This is a genomic window from Polaromonas sp. P1_E11 (assembly GCF_056405995.1).
This window is the reverse complement of record NZ_JBFUBA010000006.1, coordinates 82,797-97,760: the sequence shown is the minus strand read 5'-3', so window position 1 is coordinate 97,760 and position 14,964 is coordinate 82,797. Positions and strand designations below refer to the sequence as shown.

Below are 14,964 nucleotides of genomic sequence, written 5' to 3'. Positions count from 1 at the left end.
GCGCAAAGCAAGCCATGTTTCCCCAGCGCCTGGACTCGAGCATTGCCTACGACATCGCCAAGGCGATGATGGATGGCTTCAACCGCCACTACCAACTGTTCCGAACCGAGTCCGCGCGCGCCAAGCACCGCTTTGAAACGGCAGACTGGCACGGCCAGCAGCGCGCGCAGCGCGAACGCATCGAGTTCTACGACCTGCGCGTGCGCGAGGCGTCCATGCGCCTGGAGCGCGAGTTCAAGGCCGGCGAGCAGCCCATGGACGTCTGGCAGCAGGTCAAACTCCATTACATCGGCCTGCTGGTCAACCACCACCAGCCCGAGCTGGCCGAAACGTTTTTCAATTCGGTCACCACCAAGATCCTGCACCGCAGCTACTTCCAGAACGACTTCATCTTCGTGCGGCCCGCCGTCAGCACCGAATACATCGAGAACGACGAGCTGGCTTCGCAGCCGACCTACCGCGCTTACTACCCCACGCGCGACAATATGCGCGAGGTGCTGCTGCAGCTGGTGCGCGACTTCGACCTGCGCCTGCCGTTTGACAACCTCGAGCGCGATGCGGGTTATGTGCTTGAAGCCATCAGCGGGCGGCTCACCGACGTCAAGCTGCGCGCCAACTTTCAGATCCAGGTGCTAACCAGCCTGTTTTTCCGCAACAAGGGTGCGTACGTCGTCGGCAAGATCATCAACGGCTTCAACGAAGTGCCGTTTGCGCTGCCGGTGCTGCACAACAAAGCCGGTAAATTGGTCATTGATGCCGCGCTGTTCGGTGAAGACGACCTGCTCATCCTCTTCAGCTTTGCCCGCGCCTACTTCATGGTCGACATGGGCATCCCGTCGGCCTACGTGCAGTTTTTGCGCAGCATGATGCCGCACATGCCGCGCGCTGAAATCTACAACGCGCTGGGCCTGGCCAAGCAGGGCAAGACGCTGTTCTACCGCGACTTTCTGTACCACCTGCGGCATTCCACCGACAAGTTCCGCATTGCACCCGGCATCAAGGGCATGGTCATGCTGGTGTTCGACTTGCCTTCGTTCCCTTACGTCTTCAAGGTCATCAAGGACTACTACCCGCCGCAAAAAGACACCACGCGCGAGCAGATCAAGGGCAAGTACCTGCTGGTCAAGCAGCATGATCGCGTGGGCCGCATGGCCGACACGCAGGAATACAGCGAAGTGGCCTTCCCGCGCGAGCGCTTTGATGATGAGCTGATCGCCGAGATCGAAAAGTTCGCGCCCAGCCAGCTTGAGATCAGCGACCGTGACGGCGACGGTGCCACCGAAGTCATCATCAAGCACGTCTACATCGAGCGGCGCATGATCCCGCTCAACATTTATTTGCAGGAAGCTTTTGACGCCGGCGTGAAAGAGCCGGCGGCCCAGGACCAGATCGAGCGCGCCGTCGTCGAATACGGCAACGCCATCAAGGACCTGGTGGCCGCCAACATCTTCCCCGGTGACATGCTCTGGAAGAACTTCGGCATCACGCGCCACGGCAAGGTCGTGTTCTACGACTACGACGAGATCGAATACATCACCGACTGCAACTTCCGCAAGGTGCCCGCCGCGCGCAACGAGGAAGAAGAGATGAGCGGCGAGGTTTGGTATACCGTCGGCCCCAAGGACGTGTTCCCCGAAACTTTCGGCCCCTTCCTGCTCGGCAATGACGCCGTGCGCGAAGTCTTCATGAAGCACCATGGCGACCTGCTCGACGCCCATTTCTGGCAAAGCCACCAGGCACGCATCCAGGCCGGCCACGTGCACGACGTATTTCCTTATGAGCGCGAGAAACGTTTTGTCGCCCTGCACAGCCCCGGTGCACCGCACGACGAAGTCCTCACGCAACTGCCGCCGGAGCCCGTGCTCACCGGCCTGAGTGGGCTCACCCCCTAGAAGATGTTGGCCCCCACGCTTTTCACTTCGCCTTCGGCTCCGTGTAATGCGCTGCCCCCCGAGGGGGCGCTGCGCCTGCGGCCCGGCAAAGCCGGTTCCGCGGCCCCGGCTGGCCTTGCTGCTCACCCTGGGTCTGTTGCGGGCTTGTTCTGAATTTTTCTCATCAATTGAAAGGACCTCCTCATGTCTGATTCCATCGTTATCCTCGGCGCAGCCCGCACCCCCATGGGCGGCTTCCAGGGCGACTTCGCCAGCCTGTCGGCCCATGACCTGGGCGGCTACGCCATCAAGGCCGCCATCGAGCGTTCCGGCATTGCGCCTGAAAAGGTTGATGAAGTCCTGTTCGGCAACTGCCTGATGGCCGGCCAGGGCCAGGCGCCTGCACGCCAGGCCGGCTTCAAGGGCGGCCTGCCCGCCAGCGTGGGCGCCGTCACGCTCTCCAAAATGTGCGGTTCCGGCATGGAAGCCACCATGCTCGCGCACGACCAGCTCATCGCAGGCAGCCGCGACGTGATGGTTTCCGGCGGCATGGAAAGCATGACCAACGCACCCCACCTGCTGCTCAAGGGCCGCAGCGGCATCCGCATCGGGCACGACCGCATTTATGACCACATGATGCTCGACGGCCTGGAAGACGCTTATGAACCCGGCCGCGCCATGGGCACCTTCGGCGAGCAGTGCGCCGACAAGTACAAGTTCACTCGCGAGGCGCAGGACGCCTTTGCCACCGCCAGCGTGAACCGCGCCAAGGCCGCCACCGAATCCGGCGCCTTCAAGGCCGAAATCACGCCCATCACCGTCAAGGGCCGCAGCGGCGAAACGGTGATCTCCATCGACGAAGGCCCGGGCAAGGTCAAGCTCGACAAGATCCCCACGCTCAAACCCGCGTTCAAGAAAGACGGCACCATCACCGCCGCCTCCAGTTCGTCCATCAACGACGGTGCAGCTGCCCTGGTGCTGGCGCGTGAGTCCACCGCCAAAGAACTGGGCGCCACGCCCATCGCGCGCATCCTCGGCCACGCCACGTTTGCGCAAGACCCTGAATGGTTCACCACCGCCCCGGTCGGCGCCGTCAACAAGCTGCTCAAGAAAATCGGCTGGAGCGCCAAAGACGTGGACTTGTGGGAAGTCAATGAAGCTTTCGCCGTGGTGCCCATGGCCGCGATGAAAGAACTCGGCATCAGCCACGACATCGTCAACGTCAACGGCGGCGCCTGCGCGCTGGGCCATCCCATCGGCGCGTCCGGCGCCCGCATTCTGGTCACGCTGATCCACGCGCTCAAGGCCCGCGGCCTGAAGAAAGGCGTTGCCACCTTGTGCATCGGCGGAGGTGAAGGCACGGCCATGGCGATCGAGCTGGTATGACGCAAGAAGCACCGCAAACGCTTTCACCCGCTGAGCTCGCCCAGCGCATCGATGCCTTCTGGCTGAAATTCCAGGAGGGCGAGGCGGAGCTTGTCCGCCAGCCGGTACGCGACCAGGTCGAGAACATCAATGAAGTTCTCGAGGAGTATCTGGAAGGGCTGGCGCTGGAAATGTCGGCTGACGACGGTGACCAGCAGGTCGAACTGATCGCCACCGCGCACGGCAGTACCGAAACCTTTCCGCTGCTGCTGGATTTCGTCAAGCGCGCCCCGCCGCTGAAGCACTACAGCCTCACCGCCTTTCGCGCCCGCACGGAGAGCCCCGACTTCCCCATGCGGATGGACAACTTTGAACTGGCCACCTCCGACGTGCTGATCGGCCACGTCGCCGATGAAGGGCAGGTGGGCATCGAAGTCATGTTTGCGCGTGAACTGCCCAGCGACATGCAGGACCATGCGCGCAACATGACCTTCATCATGCTCGACCATGTGCTGGGCGAGTACGACTTCGCGGTCAAGGTGGGCTTTGTGGATTTCGTCGACGCGTTCTCGGACGAAGTGGCCGGCTCCACGACGCTCGACAAGTTCGGCCCTGTGCTCGACGCGTTCTGGACGAATGAACTGGGGCACACAGGCTTGTTCCCGAGCGGCGAACACCAGTGGTCTGTCATGACGGTCGTCTTTGGCAACGACGGGGACGGCGACGAAGAGGGCGACGACGAAGACGAAGAAGACGACCAGGACGGCGACAAGGCGATCGTGGCGGTCAACCAGAGCGCCAATGCGATTGCAGCGCGGCCTGACCTGGGCCACGCGATCGAGCTGCGCTTGCCGGTGGATGACCATGCGGCACTGGAGCGTGCCCGCGAAGTCCAGGAGCAGATCGCCACCCGGCTGGAGCTTCAGCATGCCGGCATCCTGTCCCACACCGTGGTCAGGAACGGCCGGCGCCTGGCCAACTATTATGTGGGCGACCTGCCTGCCGCACTCGGTGTGATTGACACCAGCTTGCGCGGCGCATCGTTCGCCGACGTTGAGCTGAGCAATGCGTTCGACCCGTCATGGTCGAAGTACTTCAATTTTGCGGGCTAGGTCCTGCAAACACAGTGTTAACAGGCCTTGATCCATGAAAGTCCTCGTCATCGGCGCATCACGCGGCATAGGCCTTGAGTTCGTCAGCCAGTACCTGGCCGACGGTGCCAACGTCATTGCCACGGCGCGCAACGACGAAGGCCTGCAGCGCCTCAAGGCCCTGGGCGCCAAGGCCTTGCGGCTGGACGTGGCCCAGCCCGCCAGCATCAGCGGCCTGGCCTGGCTGCTGGACGGCGAAGAGATCGATATCGCCCTCTATGTGGCCGGCGTCTTTCCGCAGGGCGATGCACTCTCGCCGCCGACGCGTGAGGCGTTTGACCACACCATGCACACCAACGTGCTGGGCGCCATGCAGGCCATTCCGCAGGTCGCGCCCATGGTCGAGGCCGCGCGCGCAGGCAAGGGCGGCTGCTTTGCCTTCATCACCAGCGGCATGGGTTGCATTGGCGAGGTACCGTCCAGCAGCAGCTGGACCTACCGCGTCAGCAAGGCTGCGCTGAACATGGCCGTGGCGTCTGCCCAGCATGACTACCCGCGCGCCATCATGGTGGCCTTGTCGCCCGGCTGGGTTCAAACTGACATGGGCGGCCAGGGTGCACCGCTCACCACGGTTCAAAGTGTCACGGCCATGCGTGCTACGCTGGCCGGGCTCAAGCCCGAGCACAAGGGCGCTTTTCTCGACTACGACGGTCGGCCGTTTAAATCCTGGTGAGGTGCCGCATGATGAAGATGGCTTATGACAATCGGTTCGTTGCCGGGGTGCGCCGTGCGTTCGCGAGCGGGCTGATTGCGGTGGGCATGGCTACAGCGGCTATGGCCGCGCCTGAGCATGTCACGGCCTGGCCCAGCGAACGCGAGCTCGTAACCGCGATGCGCGCAGGACTGAGAGATGGTGCGAACAAGGAAGAAGCCCTGCCCATTCGGGCGATGCATGAGGTGATGGTCGGAAAAACCGAGACGGCCTTTCTTGTTTCGGTATGGTTCCCGGATCGCCCCCGCAACTTTTCTTCGGGCACCTTTTTGTACCGCCCGGCCTTAAAGCAAGCCCGGGAACTTCGCTACAGCCATTCACTCGGTTTGCAGTATGTGTCCGGTCACTATGGTGAATTCTCTTTGCTGGAGGACTATGGCTCAGGCCAGGGTACCGAAGGCTTCATCCATGCGCTGGTCCGCTTTAAGGGCTGGGACTTGCAGGTCTTGCATAAAGCCGAGTTCGGCAACAACCTGGGCGCTTGCGGGGAGACTTCCCCGTCAGCCAAGCCCTGCGAACAGACGCATGTGCAGTTCCAGTTGCTGGGCAATTCCGCATCGAACACCGTTGAGATGATCGAGGTCACCACCCAGCTTGGTGGGGCCCCAAAAGAAAAACTGTCGGTGACTTCACGCCGCTTCCGGCTCGACGGTAACCGGTTCAAGCCTGTCAAGGGCTCTTAAAGGCAAAAAATGCTGCTCAATCAAGACCAGGAAATGATCCGCGACGCGGTCCGCGCGTTCGCGCAGGCCGAGCTCTGGCCCCATGCTGCGCGCTGGGACAAGGAACACCACTTCCCGGTCGAGGCGCACAAGGGCCTGGCCGCACTCGGCGCTTACGGCATTTGCGTGCCCGAAGAGTTCGGCGGCGCCAATCTTGACTACCTCACGCTTGCGCTGGTGCTCGAAGAAATCGCAGCGGGCGACGGCGGCACCAGCACCGCCATCAGCGTCACCAACTGCCCGGTCAATGCCATCCTCATGCGTTACGGCAATGCACAGCAGAAAAAGCAGTGGCTGACAAAACTCGCGCAGGGCGAAATGCTCGGCGTCTTTTGCCTGACCGAGCCGCATGTGGGCAGCGATGCTTCTTCATTGCGAACCACGGCAGTCAAAGACGGCGACGAATACGTGATCAACGGCGTCAAGCAATTCATCACCAGCGGCAAAAATGGCCATGCGGCCATCGTGATTGCGGTCACCGACAAGGGCGCCGGCAAAAAAGGCATGAGCGCCTTCATCGTGCCCACCAGTGCACCGGGCTATGTGGTGGCGCGTCTTGAAGACAAGCTGGGCCAGCACTCCAGCGACACAGCACAAATCAATTTTGACAACTGCCGCGTCCCGGCCGACAACCTGATCGGCAGCGAAGGCGAAGGCTACAAGATCGCGCTGGGCGCGCTCGAAGGCGGGCGCATCGGCATCGCCGCGCAAAGCGTGGGCATGGCGCGCAGCGCATTTGAGTTCGCGCTCAGCTATGCCAAAGAACGCCAGAGCTTTGGCACCGCCATCTTTAACCACCAGGCAGTGGGCTTTCGCCTGGCCGACTGCGCGACGAAGATCGAAGCGGCCCGTCAGCTCATATGGCATGCAGCCAGCCTGCGCGACGCCGGCCTGCCATGCTTGAAGGAAGCCGCCATGGCCAAGCTCTTTGCCAGCGAAATGGCCGAAGAAGTCTGCAGCGCCGCCATTCAGACCTTGGGCGGTTATGGCTATGTCAGCGACTTTCCGGTGGAACGCATTTATCGCGACGTACGGGTGTGCCAGATATATGAAGGCACTTCCGATGTGCAAAAAATAATTATTCAACGAGGACTTTGAGCACACCCCCGTTGAAGCTCACTGCGTGTAGCTTCCTCCCCCTTGCAGGGGGCGGCGCCTGCGGCCCGGCAAAGCCGGTTCCGCGGCCCCTGCTGGGTTTGCGGGATTTGTCGCACTGCGCATGGAGTGCACGCCGTAAACTTGTTGATTCAGTGGCTATCCACAGCAGGAGACAGAGCATGCCGATTACCAAAGGATTCCGCGCCCTGGTCGACGAAGCCATGGCGCAGGTCAAAACCTATTCCGTTGCAGAGGCCAGGTCAAAACTCAGCGACCCCACGGTACAGATCGTCGACATTCGTGATGTGCGTGAGCTGACAGCCGGCACCGTCGTCGGCAGTTTCCACGCACCGCGCGGCATGCTTGAGTTCTGGGTAGACCCTGAGTCGCCGTACCACAAGCCCCTGTTTGCCGATGAAGGCAAGGAATTCATCCTCTTTTGCGGGGCCGGCTGGCGCAGCGCTCTGGCCACCAAGACCCTGCAGGACATGGGCATGCGCAACGTCGCACACATCGACGGCGGTTATGCCGAATGGGTCAAGCAGGGCGCGCCTGCCGAAACGCTGGAAGAGCGCAAGGCCCGTGCCAACAACAACGCCTGCGGTTGATACCCGCGTGATGCCGACCCCGCAGCCGACCCAGCCATGTCCTTGCGGCCGCCCCGGCCCGGCGAAGAAGCCGCTGCTGTTCGAAAATTGCTGCAGCCGTTACCTTGACCACTTCGAGGCCTTGCCCGCGCCGGATGCCGAATCCCTCATGCGTTCGCGCTACACCGCCTTTGTGCTCGAACGTGCCGACTATCTGCTCGCCACCTGGCACACCAGCCATCGGCCCGCGTCCATCGAGTTTGACCCTGGCGTGAAATGGCTGGGCCTCGAAGTGCGCAGCCATCGCCAGATTGATGACACCCATGCCGAGGTCGAATTCGTCGCCCGCCAGAAAACCCCCGGCAGCCCGGCCGTGCGCCTGCATGAGCGCAGCCGCTTCGTGCGTGAAGAAGGGCGTTGGTACTATGTCGACGGCGACATTCAATAAGGGGAGGGTAGATGTTCAACCAGACCGTGCGCGGCATGTATTGCCTGCGCTGCAGCAGCCGCAAGGTGGTGCGCGGAAATTTCGAAGCGGAGCGGTTCTATCCCTTGCGTGGCTTGCTGCGCTCCCTTGTCGGCAAGCCGGTGCTTTTGCAAAACCAGCATTCACATGCCTGCATGGACTGCGGCCTGGCCTGGAACGAAGTCGATGCCACCGAGCTGCGCAAAAACCTGCGCACATACGGCCTGGCGCCACACAGCACCGGCGTGATGGAGGCCGTGAACGAAACGGGTGTTGATGTCCGTTTGTGAGCGCCTGGTAAAACTGCAAAGGTCTTGCTGGGCCTGCGTTCTGGTTCCGGTGGTTTTGCTGCTGGGCACATGGGTCGTCATCATCGAACCACGCTGGGTCGCGCACCGCGAGATCAGCGAGACCGTTCCGGACTGGAAAGGGCCGCCCGGCCTGAAAGTGGCCATTGCTTCAGACTGGCACTTCACCAAACGCCCGCTGTGGCGCGTCATGACGGTGGAGCGTGCGCGTGACATCGTGGCGCAGATCAATGCCGCCCAACCCGACGTGGTGCTGTTGCCCGGCGACTTCATTGCCGACCGCGACTACAAGCCTGACACCGCCGCCACACCCGAGGACGAGATCGCCCAGGTGCTGGGCGGGCTGAAAGCCCGGCTGGGTGTCTACGCCGTCATGGGCAACCACGACTGGTGGCACGACGGCGAAAAATTCACCGCGGCATTCACCCGCGCGGGCATCACGGTGCTCGAGAACGACGCCGTGCCTTTACCCTTGCCTTTACCCGTGCCACCCGGAGCATCCGCAACGCCCGTCTGGGTGGTGGGCGTGGGCGACGACTACACCGGCCACTCCCAGCCGGCCAAGGCGATGGGCAAGGTGCCCAAGGGCGCGCACGCCCTGGTGTTCATGCACGAACCGGCCAGTTTGATCGACTTGCCGACCGTGCGCGGTCTTGTCGTCGCCGGCCACACGCACGGCGGCCAGGTCTGCCTGCCCTTTGTCGGCGCGCCGGTCGTGCCCGGCGCCGGCCCGCGCGACTGGGCCTACGGCTGGGTCGGGCACGAAGACAATCGCATGTACATCACCAGCGGCCTGGGCGTCAGCATTTTGCCGGTGCGATTTAACATGAGGCCTGAGTGGGTGATGTTCACCCTCAACGCCGCCGGCGGCAAGCCCAAGGCGACCCCCTGAAAAAGAAAGCTGACAGATGAAGTTCGATGCCGTGTTATTTGACTGTGATGGCGTGCTGGTCGACAGCGAGCCGCTGACCAACGGCGTGCTCCGCGACATGCTCGAAGAGCTCGGCTGGAAGCTCGGCTCGGCCGAATGCATGGCCATGTTTGTCGGCAAGGCCGTCAAGGACGAAGCCGCCAATATCGAAGCCCACACCGGCAAGCCGCTGACCGAAGCCTGGATGCTGGAGTTTCGCGCCCGCCGCAACGAAGCACTGGTTGAATCGCTACTGGCCGTGCATGGCGCGGTGGAGGCTGTCAGCCAGATCCACACGGCCTACCAGGGCCGCATCGCCTGCGCGTCCGGCGCCGATCGTTTCAAGGTCGAACTGCAGCTGGAAAAGTGCGGCCTGATGCCTTTCTTTGAGGGCAACATCTTCAGCGGGCACGAGCTGCCGCGCTCCAAGCCTTTCCCCGATGTCTACCTGGCCGCCGCCGCCGCGCTGGGGGTAGACCCGAAGCGATGCGCCGTGGTCGAAGACACCGTCACCGGCGTCACGGCCGGCGTGGCGGCCGGCTGCACGGTGTTTGGCTACAGCCCGCCCGAGCTGGGCCACGACGCGCCCGCAGCCCTGCGCGCCGCCGGTGCGGTGCATGTGTTCACCGCCATGGCCGACCTGCCCGCGCTGCTGGCCTGAAGCGCCGCGATTTTTTTTACCAAAAAAGATGTCGATTCGGTCGATTCCGGTCGAAGCCGTTCGTCGTAGAGGTGTCAGCAACCACTTTTTGAAGGAAACACCGTGAAATACCTTTGCCTCGCCTACTACAACCCCGCCGAATTCGCCGCCCTGCCGCCCGCCGACATGCAGGCCCTGGTCAGCCAGTGCCCGCCCAAAGACGCCCAGCTCAAGGCCACCGGCCAGCTGCGCGTCAGCGCCTCGCTGGGCGAACCCGCCATCCGCCTGCAGCCGCGCGGCAGCAAGACGCAGAAAATTGACGGCCCGTTCACCGAAGCCAAGGAGCTGGTGGGCGGCTTTTTCATCATCGACGCTGCCAACCCGGACGAAGCCGTGAAAACCGCCTCGCTGCACCCCGCGGCCACGCTGGGCGAGCAGGCCGGCTGGCGCATCGACATGCACCCCATCGATTTCTTTGAGCAGTACGACGGCAGGGCCTGAGGCGGCTGGCTGGCGTCTGAACGGCGCCTGACCGGCCTTTTTGGGCCGTTTTCAGGCGCCAAAAAGGCCTCTGACCCAATAATAACGGGCGCAAGCAGCTATTGTTTTAATAGCATTTTCTTGTGGACTGAAAACCGGCTGAGTGCCTTTTGAGCGCCAAAAAGTGCCAAAAACAGGCATTTTCAGGGATAAAAAGTGCCTGCAGCCCAATGAGGGCGGGCGCGGGCTGCTACTAAATTGATAGTGCCGTGAATCGTTCCCCGCAGGCTGCCGGCCCGCCACGCGGGCGGCGGCCGACCCCGTTCAGCTCAAATCTGCACCCGCGTCCCCAGCTCAATCACGCAGTTGTTGGGCAACCTGAAGAACCCAGCCACGCTGCCTGCGTTGCGCGACATCAGGGCGAACAGCGCCTCGCGCCAGTGCACCATGCCCGAGCCGCGCGTGGGCACCACGATTTCGCGGCTCAAAAAGTACGAGGTCTCAAACAGGTTGATGGGCAGGCCCTGGGCCTTGCATAGCTCCAGCGCTTTCGGGATGTCGGGCGTGTTCTTGAAGCCGTAGTTCACTTCCACCCGCCAGAAGCCGGGCGCCAGCGGCTGCACCTGCACGCGTTCGGCAAACGGTATCCACGGCACGTCATGAAACACCACCGTCAATATCAGGTTGCGTTCATGCAAAACCTGGTTGTGCTTGAGGTTGTGCATCAGCGCCTGTGGCACCGTGTCGGGGTTGGCCACCGCATACACCGCAGTGCGCTGTACCCGGTTCACACTGTCGGCCGACAGCGCCGTCACAAAGGGCAACAGCTCCGGGTCGTCGTGGCGGATGCTCTCCACCAGCAGCTCGCGCCCGCGCCGCCACGTCGCCATCACGGTGAAAATTGCCACGCCCAGCACCAGCGGAAACCAGCCGCCCTGCATGAACTTCAGCATGCACGACACCACCAGCAGCAGGTCCAGCGCCACAAAGACGGCGGTGGCCGCAATCGCCAGCGGCAAGGGGTAGCGCCAGCCCTGGCGTATGACAAAGAAAGTCAGCAAGGTGGTGATCAGCATGGTGATCGTCACCGCAATACCGTAAGCCGCAGCCATGGCAGACGAGCTGCCGAAGCCGAGCACCGTGGCCAGCACGGCGGCCAGCAGCAGCCAGTTCACGCCCGGCATGTAGATTTGCCCGGCCTCGCGCGCCGAGGTGTGCAGCACGCTCATGCGCGGCAGCAGGCCCAGCTGTATGGCCTGCCGCGTCATTGAATAAGCACCCGAAATGACAGCCTGCGATGCAATCACGGTGGCCAGCGTGGCCAGCACCACGGCGGGAATCAGCCAGGCTTCGGCAAACATGCGATAGAAAGGGTTTTCCAGCGCCGCCGGGTCGCGCATCAGCAGCGCGCCCTGGCCCATGTAGTTGATGGCCAGCGCCGGCAGCACCAGGCCGCCCCAGGCAAACTGGATGGGCCGCTTGCCGAAGTGGCCCATGTCGGCATACAGCGCTTCAGCGCCGGTAAAGGCCAGCACAATGGCGCCCACCGCCACAAACATGTGCCAGCCCTGCGCGCTCAAAAAGCGAATGGCGTTCAGCGGGTTCAGCGCGGCCAATATGCCGGGTTGCTGCGCAATCTCCAGCGCACCGGTAAAAGCCAGCACGCCAAACCACAGCACGATGACCGGGCCAAACAGCTTGCCCACCAGGCCCGTGCCATAACGCTGCACCGCAAACAGCCCCACCAGCACCGCCATACACACCGGCAGCACATAGGGCTTGAGCGCGGGCGTCACCACCTCCAGGCCTTCGACCGCACTGAGCACCGAGATCGCCGGCGTGATCACGCTGTCGCCGTAAAAGAGCGCCGCGCCCAGCACGCCCGTCAGCAGCAGTGCCGTGCGTGCCTTCGGGTTGTGCCCGGCCGCCTTGGCCGCCAGCGCGGTCAGCGCCATGATGCCGCCTTCGCCATTGTTGTCGGCCCGCAAGATCAGCAGGATGTATTTGAGCGTGACGATCATCATCAGGCCCCAGAAAATCACCGACACCGCGCCGATAAGATGAGTCTCATCCAGCGGCACGCCCGTGGCCGGGCTGAAGATTTCCTTCATGGTGTAGAGCGGACTGGTGCCGATGTCACCGTACACCACACCCAGCGCGCCCAGCGTGAGCGCTGCCACGCCTTCGCGGTGGCCTTTTTTGCGTGTGTTGTTGTTGGCGGCAGTGGCCTGGCCCTCTGCAGCAGCATTCGCAGTCGTTGCGACATTTCCCATACATTCCATCCGACAGTGAAGAGGCCTTCACTGTCGGCCGGTGCGCATCAGGAACGCATAAGTGACCCTTGTAACGGCGTCAGTCCACCGCCAGCCGGTAACCCACGCCGGTCTCGGTCAGCAAATGCCGGGGCTCGGCCGGTTCCTGCTCAATCTTGGCGCGCAGCTGCGCCATGTAGAGACGCAGGTAATGCACATGTTCGGTGTATTCGGGCCCCCACACATCGGCCAGCAGTTGCCGGTGCGTCACCACCCGGCCCGCGCTGCGAACCAGCCGCGCCAGCAGCTTGAACTCGGTGGGCGTCAGGTGCAGGGTTTCGCCGTGCAGCTGCGCGGTGTGCAGCGTCAGGTCCACACGCAAACCGTCCAGCTCGTGCACCGTTACGGCCGCGGCCAGCGCGGTGCCGCGGTGGCGCAGCGCCACGCGTATGCGCGCCAGCAGCTCGCTCACGCTGAAGGGCTTGGTCAGGTAGTCGTCGGCGCCCGCGTCCAGCAGCTTGATCTTTTGCGCCTCCTGGTGCCGGGCCGACACCACCAGAATCGGCAGTGAATGCTTGCGCCGCACTTCCTGCACCAGCTCGGCGCCGTCGCCGTCGGGCAGGCCGAGGTCCAGCACAATCACGTCGGGCGGGTCGTTGCGCACCAGCGCTGCGGCTTCGCTCAGCGACACGGCCGTCTGCACCTCAAAGCCTTCCACCGACAGCGAGGCGCGCATCAGCTCGCGCAGGTCGCGGTCGTCTTCCACCACCAGGATGCGCAGGCTCATGGCTGCATCCCGGCGGGTTGCTGGGCCTCAATCGGCAGCGTCAGCGTGAAGACATTGCCTTCGCCTCCCTCGCCGCCATCCCTGCGGGACGCAAGGGTCAGCCGGCCCTGGTGCGCCTCTGCAATGGCGCGGCACAGCGCCAGACCCAGGCCCGCGCCACGCGGGCCGGATTGGTCCCCGCGGGCGTAGGGCGCAAAGATGACCTCGTACTTGTCTTTTGCAATCTGCGGGCCGCTGTCCTTCACGGCCAGCCGCAGCGTGTTGCCCTGGGCCTCCACAGACAGCGCAATCGCGCCGGTGCTGTACTTCAGCGCGTTGTCCAGCAGGTTGTCTACCAGCTGCGCCAGCAGCACCGGGTCGGCCTTGATCAGCGGCAGCCCGGCCTGCACGGTCGAGGTGATGCGGCGCTCCGCGTCACGCTTGCGCACGCGCGCCAGCACGGTGCCCACAATTTCTTCCGGAGACTCCCATTGCCGCGCCGGCGGCTGCGCGGTGTTAGAGAGTTGCACCAGTTGCAGCGTGTTCTCCGTCACGGTTGAAAGGTAAGAGGCCTCACTCACAATGCTGCCCAGCAGCCGCGCCTGCTCGGCCGGGGCCAGCTTGTCGCCCTGCGTCTGCAGCGCCGAAGCCGCGCCCACCACGGCCGCCAGCGGCGTGCGCAGGTCATGTGAAATGGCCGCCAGAAAAGTGCTTTGCACCTGCTGGCGTTGCGCCTCGCCCTGCGCCGCCTGCATCGACTGGCTGAGCCGCAGCCGCCACAGCGCCTGGCCCAGCAGGGCGCACAGCGCCTCGGCATGTTCGCGCCCGCCGGTGTCGTGTGCCGGTGCGGGCTCTACCCGGGCGGCGCCGTGCATCTGCGCCTTGTCGCCCAGCGGCAGGTACCAGGCGTTCAGCCCTGGCCAGCGCCCGGTGCCGGGGCCCAGCGTGGCCGCTTCGCGCATGCAGCACCTCATGCCGTCCAGCACTGAGGGCTCGAGCACCGCCGCGTTCGACAGCTCGCCCCCGGCCTGCAGCGTGCCCAAAAGGCAAGGGCCTGCAAAGGCTTCGTCCAGCGCCGCCTGGCCCACGGTGGCAATGTCGTGTGCCGTTGCCGCGGTGGAAAGCTGCGTGGCCAGGCCCTGCAGCTGGCGCGCACGCTGTTCGTTCAGCTGCGCCGCAGCCGTCTCGCGCCGCAGCCGCGCAGACAGGTGGCTGATGGCCAGCGCCACCAGCAGCATGCTGAAAATCGCAATCAGGTGATCCCGGCTCTCCACCTCAAAGGTAAAACGCGGCGGCACAAAAAAGTAGTTCAGCGCGGTCACCGCCACTATTGCGCAGGTCACGGACTCCTTCCAGCCCATGGTGTAAGACACGACCACCACGACCAGCACATACAGCATGGCCTGGCTGGCAATCGTGACTTGCCTGTCTAGCAGCAGCCCGCCGCCGGTGGCGGCTGCCAGCAGCAGCGCCACGATGGCCCAGTGGCGCAAACTTGTGCCGGTGGCGGGTGTGGCGAGGGTGGGTAGGGCAGCTTTCATCATCAGAAGCCCAGCGTACCATCGGCCGCATCAGGATTGCATCAGGACGGCTGGCGGGGTGTGGCGGTGGGCGTGGTGCACCCCAAGGCACCCAA

Annotated in this window: 15 protein-coding genes; 12 read left to right on the top strand and 3 right to left on the bottom strand. The window is 63.6% G+C overall.

The genetic code is table 11. From position 1 onward, the window contains the following. Positions 1-14 precede the first annotated feature (14 nt). The 12 genes from aceK (at position 15) to AC1D11_RS18950 (ending at position 10,331) form a co-directional block, all read left to right on the top strand. A complete protein-coding gene (gene aceK / locus AC1D11_RS19005) occupies positions 15-1,892 on the top strand; it encodes a bifunctional isocitrate dehydrogenase kinase/phosphatase (RefSeq protein WP_477651338.1) in 1,878 nt (625 codons plus the stop codon). A 183-nt stretch (positions 1,893-2,075) separates the two neighbouring features. Then, positions 2,076-3,257, top strand: a complete 1,182-nt coding sequence (locus tag AC1D11_RS19000) for an acetyl-CoA C-acyltransferase (RefSeq protein ID WP_477649773.1) — start codon at positions 2,076-2,078, stop codon at positions 3,255-3,257. Then, positions 3,254-4,348 carry a DUF695 domain-containing protein gene (locus AC1D11_RS18995; protein ID WP_477649774.1) on the top strand — a complete coding sequence of 365 codons (1,095 nt, stop codon included), beginning with the start codon at positions 3,254-3,256 and terminating at the stop codon, positions 4,346-4,348. The genes AC1D11_RS19000 and AC1D11_RS18995 overlap by 4 nt, the downstream gene beginning before the upstream one ends. Before the next feature lie 34 nt (positions 4,349-4,382). Continuing rightward, positions 4,383-5,060: an SDR family oxidoreductase gene (locus AC1D11_RS18990; RefSeq protein ID WP_477649775.1), complete on the top strand. Its 678-nt coding sequence runs from the start codon at positions 4,383-4,385 to the stop codon at positions 5,058-5,060. Between the two features lie 8 nt (positions 5,061-5,068). Then, the gene (locus tag AC1D11_RS18985) at positions 5,069-5,782 is read left to right on the top strand and encodes a hypothetical protein (protein WP_477649776.1); all 714 of its coding nucleotides are present in this window, start codon (positions 5,069-5,071) and stop codon (positions 5,780-5,782) included. 9 nt (positions 5,783-5,791) lie between these two features. Beyond that, positions 5,792-6,919 (top strand): acyl-CoA dehydrogenase family protein, encoded by a 1,128-nt coding sequence (locus AC1D11_RS18980; protein ID WP_477649777.1) that lies wholly within the window; start codon positions 5,792-5,794, stop codon positions 6,917-6,919. Positions 6,920-7,098: 179 nt separating this feature from the next. Beyond that, positions 7,099-7,527, top strand: coding sequence for a rhodanese-like domain-containing protein (locus tag AC1D11_RS18975; RefSeq protein WP_477649778.1), 429 nt, complete (start codon positions 7,099-7,101; stop codon positions 7,525-7,527). 10 nt (positions 7,528-7,537) lie between these two features. Next, positions 7,538-7,954 (top strand): YchJ family protein, encoded by a 417-nt coding sequence (locus AC1D11_RS18970; protein WP_477649779.1) that lies wholly within the window; start codon positions 7,538-7,540, stop codon positions 7,952-7,954. An 11-nt stretch (positions 7,955-7,965) separates the two neighbouring features. Beyond that, positions 7,966-8,262: a hypothetical protein gene (locus AC1D11_RS18965; RefSeq protein WP_477649780.1), complete on the top strand. Its 297-nt coding sequence runs from the start codon at positions 7,966-7,968 to the stop codon at positions 8,260-8,262. A 49-nt stretch (positions 8,263-8,311) separates the two neighbouring features. Continuing rightward, on the top strand, positions 8,312-9,172 hold the full coding sequence (locus tag AC1D11_RS18960) for a metallophosphoesterase (RefSeq protein WP_477649781.1): 861 nt from the start codon (positions 8,312-8,314) through the stop codon (positions 9,170-9,172). A 16-nt stretch (positions 9,173-9,188) separates the two neighbouring features. Beyond that, positions 9,189-9,851, top strand: a complete 663-nt coding sequence (locus AC1D11_RS18955; protein ID WP_477651337.1) for an HAD family hydrolase — start codon at positions 9,189-9,191, stop codon at positions 9,849-9,851. Positions 9,852-9,953: 102 nt separating this feature from the next. Beyond that, positions 9,954-10,331, top strand: coding sequence for a YciI family protein (locus AC1D11_RS18950; protein ID WP_477649783.1), 378 nt, complete (start codon positions 9,954-9,956; stop codon positions 10,329-10,331). 308 nt (positions 10,332-10,639) lie between these two features. Here the strand turns inward: AC1D11_RS18950 and AC1D11_RS18945 are convergent, their stop codons facing one another. The 3 genes from AC1D11_RS18945 to AC1D11_RS18935 all read right to left on the bottom strand — a co-directional run bounded on the left by AC1D11_RS18945 (position 10,640) and on the right by AC1D11_RS18935 (position 14,872). Further along, positions 10,640-12,583, bottom strand: a complete 1,944-nt coding sequence (locus AC1D11_RS18945; protein ID WP_477649784.1) for a potassium transporter Kup — start codon at positions 12,581-12,583, stop codon at positions 10,640-10,642. Positions 12,584-12,662: 79 nt separating this feature from the next. Then, positions 12,663-13,349, bottom strand: coding sequence for a response regulator (locus AC1D11_RS18940; RefSeq protein ID WP_477649785.1), 687 nt, complete (start codon positions 13,347-13,349; stop codon positions 12,663-12,665). Next, complete coding sequence (locus tag AC1D11_RS18935; RefSeq protein WP_477651336.1) at positions 13,346-14,872, bottom strand: sensor histidine kinase; 1,527 nt, start codon at positions 14,870-14,872, stop codon at positions 13,346-13,348. Before AC1D11_RS18935 ends, AC1D11_RS18940 begins: the two co-directional genes overlap by 4 nt. Positions 14,873-14,964: the final 92 nt, after the last annotated feature.